The sequence below is a fragment of the Streptomyces sp. NPDC107765 genome (assembly GCF_055657085.1).
This window is the reverse complement of the sequence record NZ_JBVKBL010000010.1, coordinates 162,297-184,776: the sequence shown is the minus strand read 5'-3', so window position 1 is coordinate 184,776 and position 22,480 is coordinate 162,297. Positions and strand designations below refer to the sequence as shown.

General features: G+C 71.6%; 16 protein-coding genes and 1 tRNA gene. 9 read left to right on the top strand and 8 right to left on the bottom strand.

The annotated features are described in order from the left end of the window. Positions 1–222: 222 nt before the first annotated feature. Positions 223–642: an SsgA family sporulation/cell division regulator gene (locus tag ACZ7MX_RS24430; protein ID WP_030816293.1), complete on the bottom strand. Its 420-nt coding sequence runs from the start codon at positions 640–642 to the stop codon at positions 223–225. 548 nt (positions 643–1,190) lie between these two features. Here ACZ7MX_RS24430 and ACZ7MX_RS24425 point away from each other — a divergent pair. The 3 genes from ACZ7MX_RS24425 to glxA all read left to right on the top strand — a co-directional run bounded on the left by ACZ7MX_RS24425 (position 1,191) and on the right by glxA (position 7,283). Then, positions 1,191–1,264: transfer RNA gene (locus ACZ7MX_RS24425), tRNA-Lys, on the top strand. Positions 1,265–3,225: 1,961 nt separating this feature from the next. Beyond that, positions 3,226–5,325: a glycosyltransferase family 2 protein gene (locus ACZ7MX_RS24420; RefSeq protein ID WP_472135323.1), complete on the top strand. Its 2,100-nt coding sequence runs from the start codon at positions 3,226–3,228 to the stop codon at positions 5,323–5,325. Continuing rightward, complete coding sequence (glxA, locus tag ACZ7MX_RS24415) at positions 5,322–7,283, top strand: radical copper oxidase GlxA (RefSeq protein ID WP_472135322.1); 1,962 nt, start codon at positions 5,322–5,324, stop codon at positions 7,281–7,283. Before ACZ7MX_RS24420 ends, glxA begins: the two co-directional genes overlap by 4 nt. Before the next feature lie 94 nt (positions 7,284–7,377). Here glxA and ACZ7MX_RS24410 read toward each other — a convergent pair whose 3' ends face one another. The 3 genes from ACZ7MX_RS24410 to ACZ7MX_RS24400 form a co-directional block, all read right to left on the bottom strand. Beyond that, the gene (locus ACZ7MX_RS24410; protein WP_472135320.1) at positions 7,378–8,424 is read right to left on the bottom strand and encodes a glycoside hydrolase family 6 protein; all 1,047 of its coding nucleotides are present in this window, start codon (positions 8,422–8,424) and stop codon (positions 7,378–7,380) included. A 291-nt stretch (positions 8,425–8,715) separates the two neighbouring features. Continuing rightward, positions 8,716–9,441 carry a sortase family protein gene (locus ACZ7MX_RS24405; protein WP_472135318.1) on the bottom strand — a complete coding sequence of 242 codons (726 nt, stop codon included), beginning with the start codon at positions 9,439–9,441 and terminating at the stop codon, positions 8,716–8,718. A 229-nt stretch (positions 9,442–9,670) separates the two neighbouring features. Beyond that, positions 9,671–10,042 (bottom strand): hypothetical protein, encoded by a 372-nt coding sequence (locus ACZ7MX_RS24400; protein WP_472135316.1) that lies wholly within the window; start codon positions 10,040–10,042, stop codon positions 9,671–9,673. Between the two features lie 53 nt (positions 10,043–10,095). Between ACZ7MX_RS24400 and ACZ7MX_RS24395 the strand changes: the two genes are divergently transcribed. After that, on the top strand, positions 10,096–10,332 hold the full coding sequence (locus ACZ7MX_RS24395) for a hypothetical protein (RefSeq protein WP_472135314.1): 237 nt from the start codon (positions 10,096–10,098) through the stop codon (positions 10,330–10,332). Between the two features lie 466 nt (positions 10,333–10,798). Then, the gene (locus tag ACZ7MX_RS24390) at positions 10,799–11,578 is read left to right on the top strand and encodes an HAD-IIA family hydrolase (RefSeq protein ID WP_472135312.1); all 780 of its coding nucleotides are present in this window, start codon (positions 10,799–10,801) and stop codon (positions 11,576–11,578) included. 154 nt (positions 11,579–11,732) lie between these two features. Here the strand turns inward: ACZ7MX_RS24390 and ACZ7MX_RS24385 are convergent, their stop codons facing one another. After that, positions 11,733–12,899, bottom strand: coding sequence for an ROK family transcriptional regulator (locus tag ACZ7MX_RS24385; protein WP_472135310.1), 1,167 nt, complete (start codon positions 12,897–12,899; stop codon positions 11,733–11,735). A gap of 57 nt (positions 12,900–12,956) precedes the next feature. On the opposite strand from ACZ7MX_RS24385, the gene ACZ7MX_RS24380 reads away from it, so the two are divergent. Next, positions 12,957–14,087 (top strand): Gfo/Idh/MocA family oxidoreductase, encoded by a 1,131-nt coding sequence (locus ACZ7MX_RS24380; RefSeq protein WP_472135308.1) that lies wholly within the window; start codon positions 12,957–12,959, stop codon positions 14,085–14,087. A gap of 765 nt (positions 14,088–14,852) precedes the next feature. Here ACZ7MX_RS24380 and ACZ7MX_RS24375 read toward each other — a convergent pair. The 3 genes from ACZ7MX_RS24375 to ACZ7MX_RS24365 form a co-directional block, all read right to left on the bottom strand. Continuing rightward, positions 14,853–15,710, bottom strand: a complete 858-nt coding sequence (locus ACZ7MX_RS24375) for a fumarylacetoacetate hydrolase family protein (protein ID WP_201807767.1) — start codon at positions 15,708–15,710, stop codon at positions 14,853–14,855. A 139-nt stretch (positions 15,711–15,849) separates the two neighbouring features. Continuing rightward, positions 15,850–17,064: a YidC/Oxa1 family membrane protein insertase gene (locus ACZ7MX_RS24370; RefSeq protein WP_472135306.1), complete on the bottom strand. Its 1,215-nt coding sequence runs from the start codon at positions 17,062–17,064 to the stop codon at positions 15,850–15,852. Between the two features lie 203 nt (positions 17,065–17,267). Next, positions 17,268–17,573: a DUF6412 domain-containing protein gene (locus tag ACZ7MX_RS24365; RefSeq protein WP_472135304.1), complete on the bottom strand. Its 306-nt coding sequence runs from the start codon at positions 17,571–17,573 to the stop codon at positions 17,268–17,270. Between the two features lie 172 nt (positions 17,574–17,745). Between ACZ7MX_RS24365 and ACZ7MX_RS24360 the strand changes: the two genes are divergently transcribed. The 3 genes from ACZ7MX_RS24360 (at position 17,746) to ACZ7MX_RS24350 (ending at position 22,417) form a co-directional block, all read left to right on the top strand. Continuing rightward, positions 17,746–19,785 carry an AMP-dependent synthetase/ligase gene (locus ACZ7MX_RS24360; RefSeq protein ID WP_472135302.1) on the top strand — a complete coding sequence of 680 codons (2,040 nt, stop codon included), beginning with the start codon at positions 17,746–17,748 and terminating at the stop codon, positions 19,783–19,785. A gap of 308 nt (positions 19,786–20,093) precedes the next feature. Then, the gene (locus ACZ7MX_RS24355) at positions 20,094–20,741 is read left to right on the top strand and encodes a DUF4142 domain-containing protein (protein WP_472135300.1); all 648 of its coding nucleotides are present in this window, start codon (positions 20,094–20,096) and stop codon (positions 20,739–20,741) included. 206 nt (positions 20,742–20,947) lie between these two features. Then, complete coding sequence (locus tag ACZ7MX_RS24350; protein WP_472135477.1) at positions 20,948–22,417, top strand: DUF1996 domain-containing protein; 1,470 nt, start codon at positions 20,948–20,950, stop codon at positions 22,415–22,417. The last annotated feature ends 63 nt before the right edge of the window (positions 22,418–22,480 follow it).

Here is a 22,480-nt window from a genome sequence, read left to right as displayed (position 1 = left end):
CGGCCGCTGCCCTCACTTCGGCAGCCGTATCCGTCCGCACCGCTGCACTCGTCCGCGCAACTGCATCTGTCCGGGCCGCTGCAGGCGTCCCCGGGGCATCGCTCCCCCGCACCGTCCCCGTTGCCGCTCCCGTTGCCGCTCCTGTTGCGGTCACTATGGCCGTTCCCGTTACCGCCGTCGTGGTCCTGATCGTCGTCTCCCCCATCAGCCTTTCAGCCCTCCCTAGCTTTTCCCCGTGAGCAGCCGGGCCAGGTGCATGTCCATGTCGAGATAGCGGCTCTCGTCGCCCGGTGGGACGATCGCCGCGGTCTGCTCCAGCCAGGCGGTGAGCTCCGCGGCGCGCACCGTCAGCTCACAGACGCTGTCGTCGGTGGTCAGCTCGATGTGCACCCGACGCTGCTCGCCCGGCCGGCGGAACGGCCACACCCGTACGTCGCCCTCACCGGCCTCGTCGTACAGCCCGACCAGCAGCAGGTCACGGGCGAAGACCCAGGTGGCGACCGTGCGGCCGCGGCTGATGAAGGCCACCTCGACCTCGTACGGGCGGTCGCTGCGGTAGCTGAACCGGCCGGCCACCGGAACTGCTTCGTCCGGTCCGAGGAGGAGCCGCATCTCGAGGGTGCGTTTGGCTGTCGACACCACGACGATCAACCTTTCCGACAGAGGGGCGAGTCCCGGGTGCCCGGTCCGGGGCGCGCGTCCTGGCAGACGTTGCTGTGGAGGGTGGGGTTGCGGGATGCGAAGGAGGAGTGACGGACGCCATGGCCGCCTCCCTCTTCGTGTGCTCGTTCCGTTCGCCTTGGCTCTTGGCTGCAGCCTCTCAACCGCCAGGACATATCGCATGTTGACGGGGCAACTGCTGCGCTACGGCCACGGGATCGGTGAACTCGATCTTCACAGAGCACATCGAGCGGCTCGGGAGTCGAAGGTCCCAAGATCAGGGGACTTTCGACCCGTGGGGTGGGTGGGGTTTGCCGCGGTAGCGGGCGGTGGAGGGCGGCCGGGAGGGGGCGGACGCCGGACGCTTCGGGTGGGGCGGGTGGCGAGGAGGAGTGCAGGCCAGTGGGAGGAGCTGCGGGGTGGCGAGAACAGGCGGGAGTGGCCGGGATCACATGCGCGGGGTGCGTGAGCTGGGCTGTCCGGGGTACGGAGCACCGCCCGAGGTCGTGTAGAGTTCTTCACGTCAGCAGGCGCCGCTAGCTCAGTTGGTTAGAGCAGCTGACTCTTAATCAGCGGGTCCGGGGTTCGAGTCCCTGGCGGCGCACTGTAGGACTGAGGCCCCTCGCCAATGGCGGGGGGCCTCAGTCGTGTCCTCAGTGGTACGTGGGTGTGGGCTGTCGGCTGTGAACCGTGGGCTATGGGCTGTGGGCTGTGGGCCGGACTATCGGGGCACGCGGGCGGGGCGCTTTTCGGCCCGCCAAGGCGGGCCAGACCCGCCGGCCGCCGTCCCCCAGGAGGAGCAGCGCTCGGACGGTGGCCCCGAGAGGATCATGCCCGCGCTCTGCGGCGGGCCCGTCGCGCTCCGTCCCGAAGCCTCGCACTGCCGTGCCGTGCCACCGGGCTCATGACACCGAGGGCTGGCTGCTCTGGAAGCCGGCCGGGAGGGCCCCAGCTCCCGTCCACCCAGCAGGCCCGACGCGGCGGCCCGGTGATCGCCGTGGCGGTACCGACCATGGCCGCGGCGGCGATCGTCCGCAGAACGGAGATCGTCCGCAGGACGCCGAGGGGCCGGGTGCTGCCGGCGGGCAGGGTGCGGCTGGGCGAGCTGGACCTCGACATCGGAGCGGCGTGCGGTGCGGACCGCGCCTCACTCGGGCCGCTCTGGCGCGTAGGCGACGAGCGAGGGCGCGACATGCCGGAGCCGGGATGCTCCGGAGACCCGCGCACGGAAGGTGGCGGGGAACGTCCCGGGAGGTGGACGGCCTAGTCAGCTTCCGGCGTGGAGCGGCTGACGCTGTCCGTGCGTTCGACGTGGTGCACGGCGATGACGGGCAGCTCCTTGCTGACATGGCCGGTGCGGACGATCCGGGTGCCGCTGGGGGCTGCGAGCCGCGAAGCGCCTTGGGTACGGCGATGGGAGCCGGGGCTCGGCCTGGTGTGATCATTGCGTCCGGCGTACGGGAGTCATCCGTTTGCGCCCCGCACTCGTCCCTTCGTACGCCACCACCCTCGGGGCGTGTGCCACCGTCGCCCGGTCGTGCGCCGCCAGCCGCCCGGTCGTGCGCCGCTGATGTTCCTTCGTGCGCCGGTTCGGGCCGATGCCTCCGCATGCGGTGAGTGCGCCCCGTCGAGTGCCAGCTCGTACGCACGCCGTGCGGGGATCCGGCCGGACCGGGCACGGTGGGTCGGCCGCGTATGTTCGCCACTCGCCAGCAGCGGTTATCGGCCACCCCCGTCAAAAGAGCGCGCCAAGTGAGCATTTTCGGGCGGTAACGGGCTCGGGTGATGTGCGCTCCGCCATACACCGTCCCGCATGGCACAGCCTTGCCCGTATCCCCCTTGGAGTGTCTTGTGATCAAGGGATCCGGTTCGGGACCCTGACCTGGGAACTCGGCCGAAAAGTGGCTGGGTTCCAGGGAGTTGGGGACTAAGGGATACGTCGGCTGGCGTGATGTGGACGCCGGGGAACCCGTGGCTCGGAAGAGCGGCCGGGGGCGCCCGTCACACCGCCGTAAACGGCCGCCGCCGCCCGCCGGCGCGGCGGCCCGACACCAACGAGCCCGAGTCGGTCGAGGGGGACCGGGGAATCGGGCCATCAGGAGATACGGCACGCAGCAGGGCTGCGTGCGGGGGGATGGACTCATGACGTCGCCGTCTGACGACGTCCGGCCGCAGCATTCGCGCGGTCCGGACCCGGACAATCCGCTTCCACACGATGACGGGCCGCCGGCCCACGATCCGCCGCCGTACGACTCGCCTCCACACACCAGGCTTCCGCACCACGCACCTCCGCACCACGTACCTGCACAAGGCGCGCCTCCCCACCACGCGCCTCCGCACACCACGCTTCCGCACCACTCACCTCCACAGGACGCGCCCCCGCCTCCACAAGGCACGCCCCCACACCACACGCCACCACACCACGCACCTCCCCACCCCACACCTCCGCACCACGCGCGCACAGACACTCACCCGCACCACTCGCCCCCCGTTCCCCCACCGCCACCCACCACCGCCCGGCCGCGCCTGCGCCTGCGCCTGCAGCAATCGCCGCAGTGGCACCCCATGCAGCCGGAGCGTCAGCACGAGCCACAGGACAATCCGCAGCACGAGCGGCAGGACGAGCGGCAGGACGAGCGGCAACAGGGTCAGCACCAACAGAATCGGCAGCAACAGCGACAGCAACGGCGCGACTCGCAGCAGGGGCTGCCGCGTTATGACTACGAGCACCACAGCCGGCTGGCCGGGCCGCTCACCCAGCCCGAGCCGGGGCGCCCGTACCGGGTGCGTTATCGGTCGCTGCTCGCCGGGGAACCGCACCGGGTGCGTGCGGCGTTGTTGCTGGGGGCCGCGCCATTGCTCTCGCTGGGGTTGCTGACGTGGCTGCTGCAGCCCGGGCACTGGACGCATCGCGACTATCCCGCACACGCCTTCCTGCCGGCGCTCGACTCCGTGATGCTGGTTTCGATCGGGCTGATCGAGTTCTTCCGCTGCATGAACGTGCTCTCCAACGCGCACGCCACGCTCGTCGCCCGCGACCCCGTGCCGGTCGTGCCCGAGAGCGGCACCCGGGTCGCCTTCCTCACCTCCTTCGTGCCCGGCAAGGAACCGCTGGCCATGGTGACGAGGACGCTGGAGGCGGCGGTCCGGGTGCGGCACCGCGGGCCGGTGCACGTCTGGCTGCTGGACGAGGGGGACGACCCCGAGGTCAAGGAGGTCTGCCGGCGGCTGGGGGTGCGCCACTTCACCCGTAAGGGCATCCCGAAGTGGAATCAGACCAAGGGGCCGCATCGCGCCAGAACCAAGCACGGCAACTACAACGCCTGGCTGCAGGCGCACGGCGACGACTACGACTTCTTCGCGTCCGTCGACACCGACCACGTGCCGCTGCCCAACTACCTGGAGCGGATGCTGGGCTACTTCCGCGACCCGGACGTCGGGTTCGTCATCGGCCCGCAGGTGTACGGGAACTACGACAGCTTCGTCACCAAGGCCGCCGAATCACAGCAGTTCCTCTTCCACGCGCTGATCCAGCGGGCCGGCAACCGTTACGGCGCGCCGATGTTCGTCGGCACCTCCAACGCCGTACGCATCAGTGCGTTGCGGCAGATCGGCGGGCTGTACGACTCGATCACCGAGGACATGGCCACCGGCTTCGAGATGCACCGCGCCAAGAACCCGTTGACGGGGCGGAAGTGGAAGTCCGTCTACACCCCGGACGTGCTCGCCGTCGGTGAGGGGCCCACCGCCTGGACGGACTTCTTCACCCAGCAGCTGCGCTGGTCACGCGGGACGTACGAGACGATCCTCAAGCAGTTCTGGAAGGCGCCGTTCACGCTGTCCCCGGGGCGGCTCTTCAACTACACCCTGATGGTCATCTTCTATCCGATGTCGGCACTGAACTGGCTTCTGGCGGCACTGAGTTGTTCGCTGTTCCTGGGGTTGGGCGCCTCGGGCGTCAACATCGATCCGACCGTCTGGCTGATGTTGTACGGCAACGCGTCGGCGCTGCAGATCGGGCTGTACGTGTGGAACCGGCGGCACAACGTCTCGCCGCACGAGCCGGAGGGGTCGGGCGGGGTGGCCGGGATGGTGATGTCGGCACTGTCGGCGCCGATCTACGCGCGGGCGCTGTGCGATGCGGTGCTGCGCCGCAGGAGCCGGTTCGTGGTGACGCCGAAGGGAGATGCGTCGAGCCCGGACACATTGCTGGGGACGTTCCGGGTGCATCTGTTCTTCCTGGTCGTCTTCGGGGGATCGCTGGTGGCCTCGTTCGTCCTGGGGCACAGCCATCCGGCGATGATCGTCTGGGCCGTGCTGGCGATGCTGATCGCGATCGCGCCGATCGTCGCCTGGCAGCTGTCCGTACGCGGGGAGAAGCGGCAGTGGCGGCGGCAGCGGCAGCAGGTCGGGGCGGCCGACGGGCGCGCGCCGTACGTCCTCCCCGGCCACGCCACCGGCTCCCCCGCCGACCCCCCACAGACCGGGCCGCACGACGGACACAACGAAGACGGCTCACGCATCGATCACACCGAACACACGGAACACACGGAACACACCGACCATGCCGACCCCACCGACCGCACCCACCTCACCGGGCAGATCCAGCACACCGCTCACTCCGATGAGACCCTGCGGACCGCTCTTGGGGGACGTCACTCATGAAGTACCGTCCGAGCCGGCGCCTGCGTCGACTGACGATCGCGACGGCGGTGGTGCTCGCGCTGGCCGGGGTGAACGGGCCGGTTCTCTACGGCTTCGCCTCGGAGGAATACCACCAGTACAAGATCAACCAGCCCAAGTACAAGGCGGCGAACGGCCACTGGGAGGTCGTCGACGTCCCCGCGGCGTACCGCATCAACACCATCCACGCGGCCCTGCTGCACACCGGCAAGGTGCTGCTGGTCGCCGGCTCCGGCAACAACGCCGCGAACTTCCGCGCCAAGTCGTTCCGCACGGTCTTGTGGGACCCCGTGAAGAACACCTTCACCAACATCCCCACGCCCAAGGACCTCTTCTGCTCCGGGCACACCCAGCTGCCGGACGGCAAGCTGCTGGTGGCGGGCGGCACCCAGCGCTACGAGAAGCTGAAGGGGGACGTGAAGAAGGCCGGCGGGCTCATGATCGTCTACAACGAGGATCCGGACGGGCCCCGGACGTTCCCGGCCGGCACGCTCTTCACCGGCCGGCAGAACGGCAAGACCTTCGCGTCCAAGGACCCGGTGGTGGTGCCGCGGGCGAAGAAGACCAAGGATCCCCTGACCGGCCGGGTGACCGTGACCCACAGCGAGGCGCGGATCTACGTCGAGGCCCTCAAGAACGGCCGGAAGTACGCCACCGGCGCGCAGGACAACTACCGCATCCACGGCCTGACCGGCGTCGATGCCCGCAACTTCTACGGCATCGCGCAGAAGCTCTCCTTCGACAAGAAGGACTTCCAGGGCATCAAGGACGCCTTCGAGTTCGACCCGGTCGCCGAGCGCTACCTCCGCGTCGACCCGATGAACGAGGCCCGCTGGTACCCGACGCTGACCACGCTGCAGGACGGCACGGTGCTGTCCGTCTCCGGGCTGGACGAGATCGGGCAGGTCGTGCCCGGCAAGCAGGAGATCTACGACCCGGCGACGAAGAAGTGGCACTACCTGCCGCAGCGGCGCTTCTTCCCCACCTACCCGGCGCTCTTCCTCGCCGACCGGGGCCGGATCTTCTACACGGGCTCCAACGCCGGTTACGGCCCCGACAACGTCGGCCGTAAGCCCGGGATCTGGGACCTGCCGTCGAACTCCTTCCGGCCGGTGCCCGGGATGAGCGACCCGGACCTCCTGGAGACGTCGATGTCGGTGCTGCTGCCGCCCGCCCAGGACCAGCGGTACATGGTGCTGGGCGGCGGCGGGGTCGGCGAGGACCCGCGGTCCACGGACCGGACCCGGATCGTCGACCTGCACGACCAGGCACCGCGCTTCCGGGACGGGCCGCGGCTGTACGCCAAGGCCCGCTACCCGAGCAGCGTGATCCTGCCGGACGACACCGTGCTCACCACCAACGGCTCGGGTGACTACCGGGGGCGCAGCGACTCCAACCTCCTCAAGGCGGAGCTGTACGACCCGGCCGCCGGCACCGCCCGGCCGGTGGCCGACCCGCTGGTGGGCCGCAACTACCACTCCGGTGTGCTGCTGCTGCCGGACGGCCGGGTGATGACCTTCGGCTCCGACTCCCTCTACGGCGACAAGGACAACACCCGGCCGGGCGTCTTCCAGCAGCAGATCGACCTCTACACACCGCCGTACCTCTTCCGGCCCTCGCGCCCGCAGCTGGTGGACACCGGTCCCGCACCCCGGACGGTCCGGCTCGGCGGTACGGCCACCTACCGCGCCCCGCACGCCGCGGCGATCAGGAAGATGCGGCTGATCCGTCCCGGGTCGTTCACCCACGTCACCAACGTCGAACAGCGGTCGGTGGCACTGGACTTCCGCGTGACCAAGGGGGGCGACGGGGTGACGGTGACGCTGCCGTCGGACCCGTCACTGGTGCCGCCCGGGTGGTACATGCTGAACGCGGTCGACCAGGCGGGCACCCCGTCGAAGGCGGTGTGGGTGAAAGTCCCTCCGGCGGGAGGGAGTTGAGCCGTGTCGGAAGGAAACGAGTTGAGGTGAGGTGACGTGAGGTACCGGTCCGTGGGGCCGTTCATACGGCTCCCGGGCCGGCTCGGCGATCGTGTCAGCGGACGTTGCGGGCGTTACGGGTGTTGCGCTCGTTGCGGGCGAGTTCGAGGGCGTAGGCCGGCCACCAGTTGCCTGCCTTCGGGCCGCCCTTGCAGGTGCCGTCGGATTCCCCGGGGCGCTTGATCCAGAGGTAGCCGGATATCAGGGGGTCGCCGGTCCGGGTGGTGGGCGGGGTGCCCAGGGCGCGGCCGGGTGGGTTGCACCAGCTCTCCCGGTCGTCGCCGCCCGGGGCCGGGCCGTTGCCGTTGCGGCTGGTGTCGATGACGAAGGGCTTGCCGCCGACGAGGGCGGAGAGGCGTTTGCCGTAGGCGCTGTTCTCCTTGGTGGTCTGGTAGTTGGAAATGTTCAGTGCGAAGCCGTCGGCGCGGTCGATACCGGCCCGTTTGAGGGGCTCGGCCATTCGGCCCGGGTCCTTGATCCAGTGCGGATTGCCGGCGTCCAGATAGACCGTGGTGTGCGGCAACGCCTTGAGCTTGCCGACCGCCTCCGTCAGCAGGGCGTAGCGCTCCTCCTGGAACTGCGTCGGGGTGCATCCGTCCGCGAGGTGCGGCAGTGCGTCCGGCTCCAGGACGACCGTCGCGGCGCGGTCGCCGATGCCCTTGAGGACGCCGTCCAGCCAGGCGCGGTACGCGTTGCCGTCGGCGGCGCCGCCACGGGAGTAACTGCCGCAGTCGCGGTGCGGGATGTTGTAGAGGACCAGCAGTGCCTCACGGCCGGCCCGGTCGGCCGCCTCGGTGAAACCGCGGGCCTGGCCCTGCGGGTTGTCGACGCCTATCCATTCGGCGACCGGCTGCCTGGCGATCCGGTCGACCAGCCGGGCATCGCCGGCCCTGTCCTCCTTGCCGTAGGCGGCCACCTGGCGGGCGGCCGTACTGTCCGGATTGACCCAGTACGGCGTCACGGACCGGGGGCGCTGGCCTGGCCGGCCGGGCGCGGAGGCGTCGCCGCCGCTGTCGGGCGACGAACAGCCCGTGAGCAGCAGCATCACCGCCGCGAGTGGCGCCACCCCTTTCGCGGCGGACCGCCGTAGTTTGCCGTACATCCTCTCCCCCTCGGAGAACGAAACGCATGGACCAGACAGAACAGATGGAATAGATGGGACAGATGGAACAGAGGTAATGGATGGAATGGATCGAATAGACGGAACGGGCAGACAGAAGAAGAGGCAACGGACGGAAGACGCCGGCGTGCGACCGGCACAAGACCGGCAAATGTCCGCCGGCCGAAGCCATCGTGGCACACCGCAACCCTGTCGAAGTCGGCCTGTGGACAACCTGTCCACAGGCCCTGCCGCGGCGGGGCGTAGACACGGCGTAGGCAGTGGCGTAGCGCGTCAGTGGCGGGGTGCGCCGGTTGGCTGATAGCCCGTCAGACAGGCCGAGATGACCACCACGCCCCTGCCGTCGGGGGCCTCGCCGGTCAGTCGGAGTTCGGCGCGGCCGGGGTCGTGGGCGGCGTAGGCCGTACGGGCGTCGAAGTGGGCACGGTCGTAGCGCTGGACGTCCTCGACGGTGAACCGGAGCGTGCTCCCGTCGGAGCGCAGGACGTCGACACGCTGTCCTGGTACGAGACCGCCGAGCGACGGACGGCGGCTCCCGCTCGTGCCGCCCCGGCCGCCGGTCACGCCATCCCGGCCACCGGCTGACTCCGCGCCACCACTCCCACTCCCGCTCCCGCTCCCGCTCCCGCTCCCGCTCCCGCTCCGCAGGCTGAGCAGCGCCGCGCCCGCCACTCCGGGCTGCGGCCCCCGGGCGTACCACCGGATCGCCACGTCGGACATCCCCAGTGCGGCAATGCGGAGCCGACTCGGCAGTACGGTGGCGGGGGCCGGGACCGGGTCGTGGGCCTGAGCATGGGCGTGGATGTGGGCGTGGCCGTGGGCGTGCGGGGGCGCCTGGCGGCCCAATGGGCGGCCGACGGCGGCGACATCACCGGTTGTGGTGAGCAGGGCGGGCGCGCCGCCGGACAGATCGCGGCCCCACAGCCACAGCCCCAGCAGCAGGGCCGCCCAGACCACTCCGGCCAGCAGCTGTCCGGGGCGGCCGTGGCCGATGGTCACGGCAGGCTGCTTGTCCGCCGGGGATGCCTCGTCCGCCGGGGATGCCTCATCCGCGCGAGGGCCTTCGTCCGCGTGGGCGCTTTTGCCCGCCCGTGGCCCCTTGTCCGTCCCGGGCCTCTCGGCCACCCGGGGCCCCTTGTCCGTCCCGGGCCCCTCGGCCACCCGGGGGCTCTCGCCGGCCCAAGGGCCCTCGGCCGCCCGTGGCCCCTCGGTCGCCCGGCGCTTCTCCTCAGCCTTCATCCGCCTCGCCCTGCCGTTCGCGGCGTAGCCGCAGCCGGAGCCGCAGCAGCTGGCCCGCGATGACCAGGACGGCGCCGCCGGCCAGCACCAGGCCGACGGCCGAGGTGCTGCTCAGCTCGCGACGCGGGGCGGCGTGCAGGGTCGGGCGGAGTGGTGTCGGCGCGGACACAGCGGCTGCAGCCGCTAGCCGGGCGGGCGCGAGCCGGGTGGGCGCGGGGTGCGTGCTGCCGTGGACGGCCGGTGGGCGGGTGACGGAGACCGTGTCGGTCCGGGCGCCGTACGGATCCGCCGCGTACGCGGGCGCCATCGTCACCGCGGCAGCCGCGACCGTGGCGCAGAGAGCGAGTTGCGGTGAGCCCATGCTGAACCTCCGATGCCTCTGAAGGTCCGCCCCCACGGGCCCGCCCGCATCCGGTGCGGGCCGAAGCTGCGCCGTTCGGGTGGCGGGTCACCTCCCGGAAGCGGGATCCGCTCCTCGGCGGCATCCCCTCCGGCTCCGCCCTCGCGCAGAACGCGCAGGGCGTCACCTGCACCAGCACGATCACGTCCGGGTCGGACACGTTCACGGCGATGGTCGACGACAGGAACCTCACCGCCCGCGCCTGCGTGACCATCCAGACCGCCGGCCAGGCGTGCACCGGCTATCACTGAGCCGACCGGGGGTGCACCGAGTATCGGTTATCCGTGAGTCGGCCGTCCGTGAGGCGGGTGTCCCTGAGGCTGCCGTCCCTGAGGCTGCCGTCCAGTAGCCGGCCGTCCCCGAGGCGGCTGTCCGTTCGGCGCGAGCCGACTGCCGCTGGCTGGGAATAGCCCTCACCCCCGCCGGGTTGTGGCCCCCGAGGGGGCGCTTGCGACCCTTACGGGATCTGTTCGACCGTCCCCTAGGGTGAGCCGAAGGTCCCGCCACCCCCAAGTACCCCACGCGCCCCAAGCACCCCACGCGTCCCCCGGGCGAGCCCGAGGTGGGCGACCCGGCGGCCCCGCGCCGGGCGCCCATCGTCGTCTCCCCGGCGTCCCGCAGCCATCTCCCCGGCCGCCCATCCGGCCTCCGCCCGGCCGCCCATCAGTCATCTCCCCGTGATGGCGTACCGGCCGGAGCTGCTCGTACGGTAGGACCATGACCGAGCGTAAGCCCATCGAATCCTGGCTCACCGACATGGACGGCGTCCTGATGCACGAGGGCGTTCCCGTGCCGGGGGCCGATCGCTTCATCAAGAAGCTGCGCGATTCCGGCCGGCCCTTTTTGGTGCTCACCAACAATTCCATCTACACGGCGCGCGATCTGCACGCCCGGCTGAACCGGATCGGGCTGGAAGTGCCGGCCGAGAACATCTGGACTTCCGCTCTGGCGACCGCCACGTTCCTGAACAACCAGCATCCGGGCGGTACGGCGTACGTCATCGGCGAGGCGGGGCTCACCACCGCGCTGCACGACGCCGGTTATGTCATGACGGACCTGAACCCGGATTTCGTGATTCTGGGCGAGACGCGGACGTATTCCTTCGAGGCGCTGACCAAGGCGATCCGGCTGATCAATGACGGTGCCCGTTTCATCGCCACGAATCCCGACAACACCGGCCCCTCTCCCGCGGGCGCCCTGCCGGCGACCGGATCGGTGGCGGCGCTGATCACCAAGGCGACGGGCAAGGAGCCGTACTTCGTAGGGAAGCCCAACCCGCTGATGATGCGCAGCGCGTTGAACGCCATCGGTGCCCACTCCGAGTCCTCCGCCATGATCGGCGACCGGATGGACACCGATGTGCTGGCGGGGCTGGAGGCCGGGATGGAAACCTTCCTGGTGCTGACGGGGCTGACGAGCCGTACCGACGTCGATCACTACCCGTACCGCCCGACCAACGTGGTGGACTCCATCGCGGACATCGTCGACCTGGTCTGAGCCCGCAGCGCCGTGACGCGGGGTGGCCCCCGCGTCACCGCGAAGGGTCCGACCGGCCGCGGCGGTGGCGGTGGCGGCCGGCGTGGAGTCGCTGCACGCGCCGCGGGTGTGGCCGGAGTGTCTTCGCCAGCTTCTCCCCCGCCGGCCTCGCCCGTCAGTCGCCCTGGCTGGTCTGCCGTACGGGCCGGTGGCCGCCGAAGAGCGGGGCGAGCACCAGCTCCGCCGCGCCGTCGGCGACCGTACGGGCGCCGCCGGGGGCGAGCGCCACGGACACCGCGGTACGGGCGCCGGGGCCGGCGCTGCCGCGGGTGCGGGCCTGGGCGGCGAGCGCCCGTGACACCCCGCCCAGGAACTCCTCGGGGTGGTCGAGCACGGTGCGCCCGCCGAGCAGGACCCGGTCGATGTCGAGGAGTTCGACGAGGTTGGCCGCACCCACGCCCAGCGCCCGTGCCGCGCCCGGGAGATCACCGCGGGCGACCGCCGCCAGGCACAGCGCCTCTATGCAGCCCTGCTGCCCGCAACTACAGCGCGGGCCGTCCAACTGGACGATCTGGTGGCCGAATTCGCCGGCGCCGGTGCGCGGGCCACGGTAGAGGCTGCCGCCCAGGACGAGCCCGGCGCCGAGGCCGGTGCCCAGGTGCAGATAACCGAAGGAGCCGGCGCCCGCGGGCATGCCCTGCGCCAGCCCGAGCGCCGCGGCGTTGGTGTCCTTGTCGAGGACGGCGGGCAGGCCGAACCGCGCGGCGAGGACGTCCCGCAGCGGGAAGCCGTCCCACTCGGGAGCGCCGGTGACGCGGTGCAGCACTCCTGCCGTGTGGTCCAGCGGACCCGGGCAGGCCACTCCGACGCCCAGGACCGGCGGGCCCGCGTCCTCGGCGAGCAGCGCCGCGACCTCCCGTTCGACCGTACCGAGCACCTGCTCCGCGCCCGCGGCGAAGGCGAGCGGGGCGTGCCGGACGGCGACCGCGCGGCCGGCGAGGTCGACGCGGACGGCGGTGAGCTCGTCGCGGTCCAGGTGCAGGCCGAGGGCATGCCGGGCGCCGGGGACCAGCCGCAGGACGGTGGCAGGTTTGCCGCCCGTCGAGGCGCGGCGGCCCGCCTCGGCGGCCAGGCCCTCGGTGCGCAGCCGCGCGGTGATCTTGCTGACGGCCTGCGGGGTCAGCCCGGTCTGCGCGGCGAGCTCCAGCCGGCTGACCCCTGCTCCCCCGGCCGCCCGCAGCAGGCCCAGCACCAGCGCGGTGTTGTGCCCGCGCAGCGCGGGGAGGTTGGCGCCCACAGAACCGGCGACACCGCCGAGAGACGGGAAATCGTTGCTGGTCACGCCCCCATTGTCCGACAAGGCTTGCACTTAGGCAACAGCGTTGCTTAAGTGGTGGGTATGAGTGAGACGAGCGAGAAGAGCCCGATCGGCGCACCTCAGCGGAACGGCGACTCCCCCGGCGTACCCCTGCGGGTCGGCCTGCTCGGCTACGGCCTGGCCGGCTCCGTCTTCCACGCCCCGCTGATCGCGGCCACCGACGGCCTGCTGCTCGACACCGTCTCCACCAGCAGCCCGGAGCGGCAGGCACAGGCCCGCGCCGAGCATCCGCAGGTGCGCACGGTCCCCACCGCCGAGGCGGTCCTCGACCGCGCCGCCGAGCTGGACCTGATCGTGGTGGCGTCGCCCAACAAGACCCATGTGCCGCTCGCCACCGCGGCGTTGGAGGCCGGCCTGCCGGTGGTCGTCGACAAGCCGCTGGCCGCCACGGCCGCCGAGGCCGACAAGCTCGCCGCGCTCGCCGCCGACCGCGGCCTGCTGCTCTCCGTCTTCCAGAACCGCCGCTGGGACAACGACTTCCGCACCGTCCGCAAACTCGTCGAGGAGGGCGCCCTCGGCGACGTCCAGCGCTTCGAGTCCCGCTTCGAGCGCTGGCGCCCGACCCCCAAGGGCGGCTGGCGCGAATCCGGCGACCCCGCCGAGATCGGCGGACTCCTCTACGACCTCGGCAGCCACCTCGTCGACCAGGCGCTGACCCTCTTCGGCCCGGTCGTCTCCGTCTACGCCGAGTCCGACGTCCGCCGCCCGGGCGCCGAGGCCGACGACGACACGTTCATCGCCCTGACCCACGTAGGCGGCGTCCGCTCACATCTCTGGGTGAGCGCCACCGCCGCCCTGCTGGGCCCCCGCTTCCGGGTACTGGGCAGCAAGGCGGGCTACACCAAGCACGGCCTCGACCCCCAGGAGGCCGCCCTCCGCGAAGGCCGGCGCCCCGGCGACGAGGGCATCGATTGGGGCGTGGAACCGAAGTCCTGCTGGGGCCGGCTCGGCGCCGGGGCCTCCCCCCGAATGGGCGGCGGCGATCCCGTACCGACCTTGCCGGGCGACTACCCCGCGTACTACACCGCGATCGCCCGCGCCCTGCGTGGTGGCGGCGACCCCCCGGTCACCGCCACAGAGGCCGCGGCCACCCTCCGCGTCCTGGAGGCCGCGAAACGATCGGCGGCGGAGGGGTGCGTTGCCCTTTGCTAGTCGCCCACGTAGCTGTCTGTCCCGCCGCGGGGGTTACTCGCCGTTGCGCTTTGCGGCGCCTCCCACGTACCTGGCTTTCCCGCCGCGGGGCTCGCTCGCCGTTGCGCTTTGCGGCGCCCCGCACGTGGCTGTCTGCGGCGCCGCGGGTCGTCTCGCCGTTGCGCCTGCGGCGGGCTGGGTGGGTGTCGGGTGCGGTGACGGGCCTCCGGGGCCGGTTGTGTGGACTGCTGACGCTTTACGTCCACACAACCGGCCCCTCCGGCCCGTCCCCTCCCGTTGGGGGAGGGGAATGCGGTGCGTGGGGGCGGACATTGAGGCATGCAAGGGGACCTGGCTACCCCTACGGGATGGTCGAACAGAACCCGTAAGGGTCGCGAGGGCCCCCTGCAGGGCCACAACCCGATGGGCTGGGCTAGGTATTCCCGACACCTCGCGATATGAGGTACGTCCTCGACGACGCGCGCCCCCACACACCCGCACACTCCCTCAACGGGAGGGGACGGGCCGGAGGGGCCTTGTTCGTGGACGTAAAGCGCCAGCAGTCCACGAACAAGGCCCCGCAGGACCGTCACCGCACCCACAACAAACCCAGCCCGCCGCAGGCGCAACGGCGAGCGAGCCCCGCGGCGGGACAGACAGGTACGTGCGGCGCGCCGCAAAGCGCAACGGCGAGACGACCCGCGGCGGGACAGACGGGTACGTGGGAGGCGCCGCAAAGCGCAACGGCGAGCAACCCCCACGGCGGGACGGCCAAGTACGTGGGAGCTAAGCAGCCTTCAGCTGCGTCCGTTGGCGGCCCAAGCCGTCGATTTCGAGCTCGACGACGTCGCCGGGCTTGAGGTACGGCTTCGGTTCGGGCTGGCCCATGGCGACGCCGGCCGGGGTGCCGGTGTTGATGACGTCGCCCGGGTACAGGGTCATGAACTGGCTGACGTAGCGGACCACTTCGGCGACCGGGAAGATCTGCTCCGCGGTCGTGCCGTCCTGCTTCAGTTCGCCGTTGACCCACAGCCGGATGCCGAGGGCCTGCGGGTCGGGTACTTCATCGGCGGTCACCAGCCACGGGCCCAGCGGGTTGAACGTCTCGCAGTTCTTGCCCTTGTCCCACTGGCCGCCGCGCTCGATCTGGAAGGCGCGCTCCGAGACGTCGTGCGCCACCGCGTAACCGGCCACCGCCGCCAGCGCCTGCTCGTCGGTCTCCAGATAGCGGGCGGTACGGCCGATGACGACCGCCAGCTCCACCTCCCAGTCCGTCTTCACGCTGCCGCGCGGGACGAGCACCGTGTCGTCCGGCCCGACGACGGTGTCCGGGGCCTTCATGAAGATGATCGGCTCCTCGGGCGTCGGGGCGCCGGTCTCGCGGGCGTGGTCGTGGTAGTTCAGCCCGATGCACACGATCTTGCCGATCCGGGCCACCGGCGGACCGGTGCGCAGCCCCGCGGCGTCCAGCGCGGGCAGGTCGCCGGCGGCCGCGGCGGCGCGGATCCGGGCGAGTTTCTCGTCGTCCGCGAGCAGGGTTCCGTCGATGTCCGGCACCAGTCCCGACAGGTCCCGCAGGACCCCTTCCTCGTCGAGCAGCGCCGGGCGTTCCGCCCCCACCGTTCCGACACGCAGCAGCTTCATCGGTTCAACTCCCGTGGTCGAAGGGTCGGCCCTGGAAGGGGTCTTCCGGGCCGGCCGATGGGGGACGGCCATCGAGTGATTTGGTCGATCCTCCGAGAACGGGGTCCAGTCCGCAAGACCTCGTTCACGGACTGGACCGTTACTGAGCGGTAGTAATGATCTGTGCGGCGCCGCCCGAGTCGCCGCCCGAATCGCCTCCCGAGTCGCCGCGCGAATCGGCTCGGGTCCTCGCCCGGGCTTCGGCCGGCCGGGGGCGGCGCGTCGGTGCGTCGTTCCGGGTGCGCGCCTCGGCGTTGGCCCTTGCCCGGGCTGCCCGCTGCCGTGCCGCACGGCTCTTCGGTGCGCGCTGCTGCGGGCCGCGCCGGGGGGAGGTGGTGGCGAGGGGCGGCGTACCGGCGGCGGGAGTGACCGCCGGCTTCTTCGCGGCGGCCGCGTCCCCGTCCGCCGCGGACGCGTTCCCGTCCGTCGCGGCCGGTCCCGCACCTTGCCGCTTCGGCCGCTTCTGCTGCTTCTGCCGCTTCGGCCGCTTCTCCTGCTTCTCCTGCTCGTCTTCCTCGGAACTCTTCTTCCCCTCAGGCTCTCTCTTCACCTCAGACCCCTTCTTCCCCTCAGGCCCCTTCCTCCCCTTGTCCCGCTTCAGCAGCGCCCGTTCGCAGGCCGTCCAGGTCGTGGTCGTCACCATGTACAGGCCGGCGGCCAGCGGGACCACCGCCACTGTGATCAGCGTGCCGAACGACAGCAGCGGCATCAGCTTCGCCAACGAGGCCATGCCGGGCACCGACCGGTCCGGGGACGAAGACGACGACGGGGACAGGGCCGGGACCGGGGCCTGGGCCGCGGTGGCGCGGGCGCGCCGGTAGTTCCAGGTGGCGACCGCCGCGATCAGGACGAACAGTGCGAGGTAGACCAGGCCCTGCGGGCCGAAGGGGCCGCCGTCCGCCAGGGCCTCGCTCCAGTGGCCGCCGAGCGGTGCGCCCAGCAGCGTGTGGTCGAGCAGACCGCCGCCCCCGGTGGAGAAGAGGTGGTACATCACGAAGAACACGGGCAGTTGGAGCAGCGACGGCAGGCAGCCGGCCAGCGGTGAGGCGCCGGTCTTGGCGTACAGGTCGGCCATCGCCTTCTGCAGCCGCTCGGGGTCGTTCTTGTGTTTGCGCTGGAGTGCCGCGAGTTGGGGGGCGAGGGCTGCGCGGGCCTGCTCGCCGCGGGCCGCGGCGCGGGCGAGCGGATGCAGTGCGGCGCGTACCGCGAGGGTGAACAGGACGATGGTGGCGGCCACGGCCGCACCGCCGAAGAGCGGATCGAGCACTGCGGCGCCGCGCCCGAGCGCATCGCCGAGGAAGCCGAACATGGACATGGGTGAGCCCTCCACGGGTCTCGTCGTGCCGGGACAGGATGTCGGCGTGACGAGCTGCGCAGACGCGAGCAAAGGGGGCCCAGGCCCGGAATGCCGGAATACCGGAATGCCGGAATACCGGAATACCGGATGTCCGAATGCCGGATACCGGAATGCGGCATCCGCCCCGAGGAGTGCGGAGTGGAGTTGCCCTGCCCGTGCGTCTACGCGGCCGTCGGGAGGGTGCGGCCCGGTGCTCGGGGGCGGGGGCGGCCGGCCGCGTCGGGGTCGCGTTGGGGCAGGAACGCCGTACGCCGCTCGCGGTCGCGGATCGCCGTGCGGATCCGGCCCGGTGGCACCGGCTGTGCGCAGGACGCGATCAGGAAGGCGCTGCACAGCAGCAACAGCGCGGCGGTGGTCGCGGCCGCGGCCAGGGCCGTCGTCAGGCCCGTCTGGGTGAGGAGGAGGCCGACGAGGAGGAAGAGGAGCGCGGAGGTGTACAGACGCCATGCTTCGACGAGCCGGTACATGCTGCGCCTCCTCCCGCCTACCCGCTTACCAGGACTTGTCGTCTTCCGCTCAAGAGTAGCCGGAGACCTGGGCAGCCGGGACACCTGTGGGTAACTTGCCCTCCCTGCCGTCGGGACGGCGGTGGACCGGGAGGGGGGACCGGGGACCAAGGGGGAACACCTAGGAGGTGCTGTGCGCGACATCAGCGTTCCGGCCCTGGCGGCTGTGCTGCGGACCGGCGGCCTCGCCGACTCCGTCTTCGACACCGCCGCGCACCAGCCGGACTTCGCCCAGCTGGCGCGGCGCGACGACCGGGCGCCGGACGGCTGGCTGGAGGTGACCGCCGGGGAATTCCGTGACGAGGTGATGGCCCTGGCCAGGGGGCTGTTGGCGGACGGGATCCGGCCCGGGGCGCGGGTCGCGCTGATGTCCCGGACCCGTTACGAGTGGACGCTGTTCAGCTATGCGCTGTGGGCGATCGGCGGGGAGCTGGTGCCGGTCTATCCGACCGCGTCGGCCGAGCAGCTCCGCTGCATCCTCAACGGGGCGAAGGTCACCGCGATCGTCGTCGAGCACGAGGCGCACGCCATGACCGTGGCGGAGGCGTGCGACGCGCGCTCCCGGCTGCGCCGGCTGTGGCAGCTGGACCTGGACTGTGTGCAGCGGCTGATGGAGGAGGGCACCCGGCTGACCGAGGCCGATGTGCACCGTCTGCGGCATGCCGTCACGCCCGGTTCGACCGCGGCGATCGTGCACACCTCGGGCACCACCGGGCGCCCGCGCGGCTGCGTCATCACGCACGCCAATCTCGCCGCCGAGTGCGACACCCTCTACGCGGGCTGGGGCGGGCTGCTGGCCCCGCCCGGCGAACGCCCCTCCCTGCTGGCGTTCCTGCCGTTCGCGCACGTCTACGGGCTCGTGGTGCAGGTCGCGTGTCTGCGCGGCGGGGTCAAGCTCGCCCATCAGCCCGACCCGTCCTCGGAGGAGCTGCTGCCCGCCCTCGCGTCGTTCCGGCCGACGTTCCTGTTCGCGGTGCCGCACGTCTTCGAGAAGATCTGCGCCCGCGCCCGGCTCGCCGCCGAACGGGCGGGCCGGCGGCGGATGTTCGACGCGGCGATGACCGTCGCGGTGCGGTACGCGGAGGCGCAGGCCGCGGAGGCCCGGGGCACCGGGCGCGGTCCCGATCCGTTCCTGCGGGCCCGGCACGCGCTCTACGAACGGCTGGTGTACTCCCGTATCCGGGCCCTGCTGGGCGGTCGGGTGCGCACCGCGGTGTCCGGCGGTTCGCCCCTGCTGCGGGAGCTGGGGCTGCTCTTCGCCGGCATCGGCATCACGGTCTACGACGGTTACGGTCTGACGGAGACCAGCGGTGCGATCACCGCCCAGCCGCCGGGCCGGGTCCGCTTCGGGACGGTGGGCCTCCCGCTGCCCGGCAGCGCGATCCATCTGGCGCTGGACGGCGAGGTGTGGGTGCGCGGGCCGGTGGTGTTCGCGGGCTATCTGGACGACGAGGAGGGCGACGGGGGCGGAGGCGGGAGCGGCAGCGGCGTGACCGGCGCCGGTGCCGGGTCCGGGCCGAACGGCAGGCACCGGCGCGGCGCAGGGCCGGGCAACGGCCCGTCCCCCGGCAGCAGTCACGGTCCCGGCAGCGGGCTGTACGACGGCTGGCTGCCCACCGGCGACCTCGGGCACCTGGACGAGGACGGCTATCTGGTCATCACCGGCCGCAAGAAGGACATCATCATCACCAGCAACGGCAAGAGCGTTGCTCCGCAGGGGCTGGAGCACCGGCTGTGTGCCCATCCGCTGATCTCGCAGTGCGTGGTCGTCGGCGACAACCGGCCGTACGTGACGGCGCTGATCACCCTCGATCCGGAGGCGCTGGCGCAGTGGCGGAAGCTGCGCGGCGAGCCGGAGGAGGGCGGTACGGGCGGCGGTGCGGCGTCGGGGCCGTCACCGGAGGAGCAGTTGCAGGCGGAGGTCCGGCGGGCCGTGGCGCGCGCCAACGCCTCGGTGTCCCGCGCCGAGTCGATCCGCGCCTTCCGCATCCTGCCGGGCGAGTTCAGCCAGCAGGCCGGCCTGGTGACGCCCTCGATGAAGCTGCGCCGGGCGGCGATCGTACGGGCCTACGCGGCGGAGATCGACGCCCTGTACGCCCAGGGCGAGCGCCAGGAGCCGGAGACCCGCAAGGAGCGCCGCCGGTGGGCGGCGACGGGCCTGTACGCACGTTGAAGGACGCGCGCTGAAGGACGCAGGCTGAAGGAACGCAGGTGACGGACACACGCTGAAGGGACGCAGGCTGAAGGACGCGGTCCCCGGCGGTGGGCGGTGAGCACGGTGCTGCCCGCGCGCCGGGCACACGTCTGCCCGTTCGCGCACCGGCTCGTGGCCGGGCCCGCCCGCGGCACCGTAGCAGTGTCGCGGCGGGCCCGGCCGTAATTTGTCCAGGGGTGAGAACCCGCGTCCACGGACCCGGTGCGCGGCCTAGCGTCCGGTGGCATTCCAGTCCATTCCCGTAGGGACGAACCGGGAGGCGCTCCGTGCGGTCGATCCTCAGCAATTCCGCAGCATCCGGGCGGTCCATCGCCACGGGACTGGTGGTCGCCGCGCTCGTGGCCACGCTCGCGGCGCTGCTGCTGCCCGTGCAGCTCTTCGGGGAGAGCGCGTCGGCGGCGACGAACACGGTCTCGTACGACGATGACGGCGGCGGCACGGTCAACACCCGTTTCGGCCCGCTGACCCCGATGGACCGGGACTTCGTACGCAAGGTCAGGCTGGCCGGGCTGTGGGAGATGCCCGCGGGCCGGCAGGCCCAGGAACGCGGCAGGACGGCGGCGGTGCGTACCGCGGGCGACCACCTCGTGGCCGGCCACACCGAGCTGGACCGGCGGTCGGTGGAGGCCGGGCGGGCCCTGGGCATCCCGCTGCCCAACCAGCCCACCGCCGAACAGCAGGGCTGGCTGGGGCAGTTGAACTCCGCCTCGGACGCCGAGTACCCGCGCCTCTTCGCCGAGCTGCTGCGCCGGTCGCACGGCAAGGTCTTCGGGCTGATCGCGATGGTCCGTGACCAGACGAAGAACACGATGGTGCGCTCGCTGGCGAACAAGGCCAACTCCACCGTGCTGGACCACATCACGGTCCTGGAGAACACCGGCCAGGTCGACTTCAACACCCTGCACAGCAGCTGAGCCGTCCAGCGGCGGGCCGTACCCGGCCGCGGCGGACGGCAGCCGGGGCGTACGCCGGCCGGCCCACCCCCAAGGCCCACCCCCAGGCGCATCCACCCCACCCCTCACACCGGACGAAGCGAAGTGATCTCATGACGCAACGGCAAGGGCACCGCCCACGGCAGCAGCGCCAGCAGTCCCATAAACGCTCCCGCCTGACGAACAGAATGCTGGTCGCCGCGGCCGCGCTCCTGCTGGGCGGCGGCGGCCTCGCAGCGGTCGCGACCACGGCACTGGCCGGCAGCTCCGACTCACAGCCGGCAGCCGGCCACCAGCACACCGTCCTGGCCAGCACGATCTCCTGTCCGGACGTGGGGATACGGCTCCGCCAGGTCCCGCACAGCGCCCAGCTGCAGGTCTCCAAGGGCCTGGCCACGCTCGACCGGCAGGTGCACGACGCCTACCACCGGATGATGGAGGGCAGCGGCAGCACCGTCCTCACCCAGCTCAAGCAGCAGCGGCAGCGGACCATCAGCACGATGATGACCGCCATCGCCCGGGACGCCAAGCGGCCGTCGTACCTGTGGAAGATGAGCGGCTGCACCATGAAGCCCGCCGACGAGGGGGCGGGCACCGGCGGCTTCGACTCGACGAAGTCCACCCGGGACGGCTGGTACCAGGGGCAGCAGCCCCAGCCCCAGGACGGCGGCCGGCAGCAGAGCCAGCAGCCGGGTCAGGACGGCGGTCAGCAGCAGTCCCAGGACCCGGGTCAGCAGCAGGGCCAGAACGGTGGCCAGCAGCAGGGCCGGCCCGGCGGGCCCTCCCCCGACGACTTCGTCGACATCACCGCCGTCCAGCCGAACGCCGGTGGCCCGCCGTTCGCCGCGCCCCGCGGCGGCAACGCCACGACCGGCACGTTCACCACCGAGTGCGGCCGCAACGAGGAGGGCCACTTCAACCCCGACAACGTCATCGTCACGCCGGGCGTCAGCAACGGCGCCCACCACACCCACGACTACGTCGGCAACAAGACCACCGACGCCTTCTCCAACAACGATTCCCTCGCCGCCTCCGACACCACCTGCACCAACGGCGACCAGTCCACCTACTACTGGCCGGTGCTGCGCAAGCTCGACGGGAACGCCGAACAGAAGCCGGGGGCCGCCCAGGACGCCAACGTCGGCTCGGTGATCACCCCGGCCACGGTGACCCTCACCTACCGCGGCAGCCAGGCCGGCCAGGTCCAGGCCATGCCCCGCTTCCTGCGCATCATCACCGGCGACGCGAAGGCGTTCACCAACGGCACGAAGAACGCCAACGCCTCCTGGTCCTGCACCGGTTTCGAGGACCGCCAGCTCAAGGACAAGTACCCGCTGTGCCCCAACGGTTCGCAGGTCGTGCGCACCTTCGCGTTCCAGAACTGCTGGGACGGCCGCGACATCGACAGCGGCAACCACCGCGACCACGTGGCGTTCTCCGACCAGAACGGCAACTGCCCCAACAACTTCCGGGCGATCCCGCAACTGGTCGAGCGGATCACCTACGACGTCCCGCAGGGCAACAGCTTCGCCGTCGACAGCTTCCCCGAGCAGCTGCACAAACCCGTCACCGACCACGGCGACTTCATCAACGTGATGTCGGACGACTTGATGAACAAGGCGGTCTCCTGCATCAACAGCGGCCGTGAATGCCGCTGATGCGCTGATCCGCTGACGCACCAGGGCCCCGGGGCGGCTGTCCGCCCCGGGGCCCTCGCACGT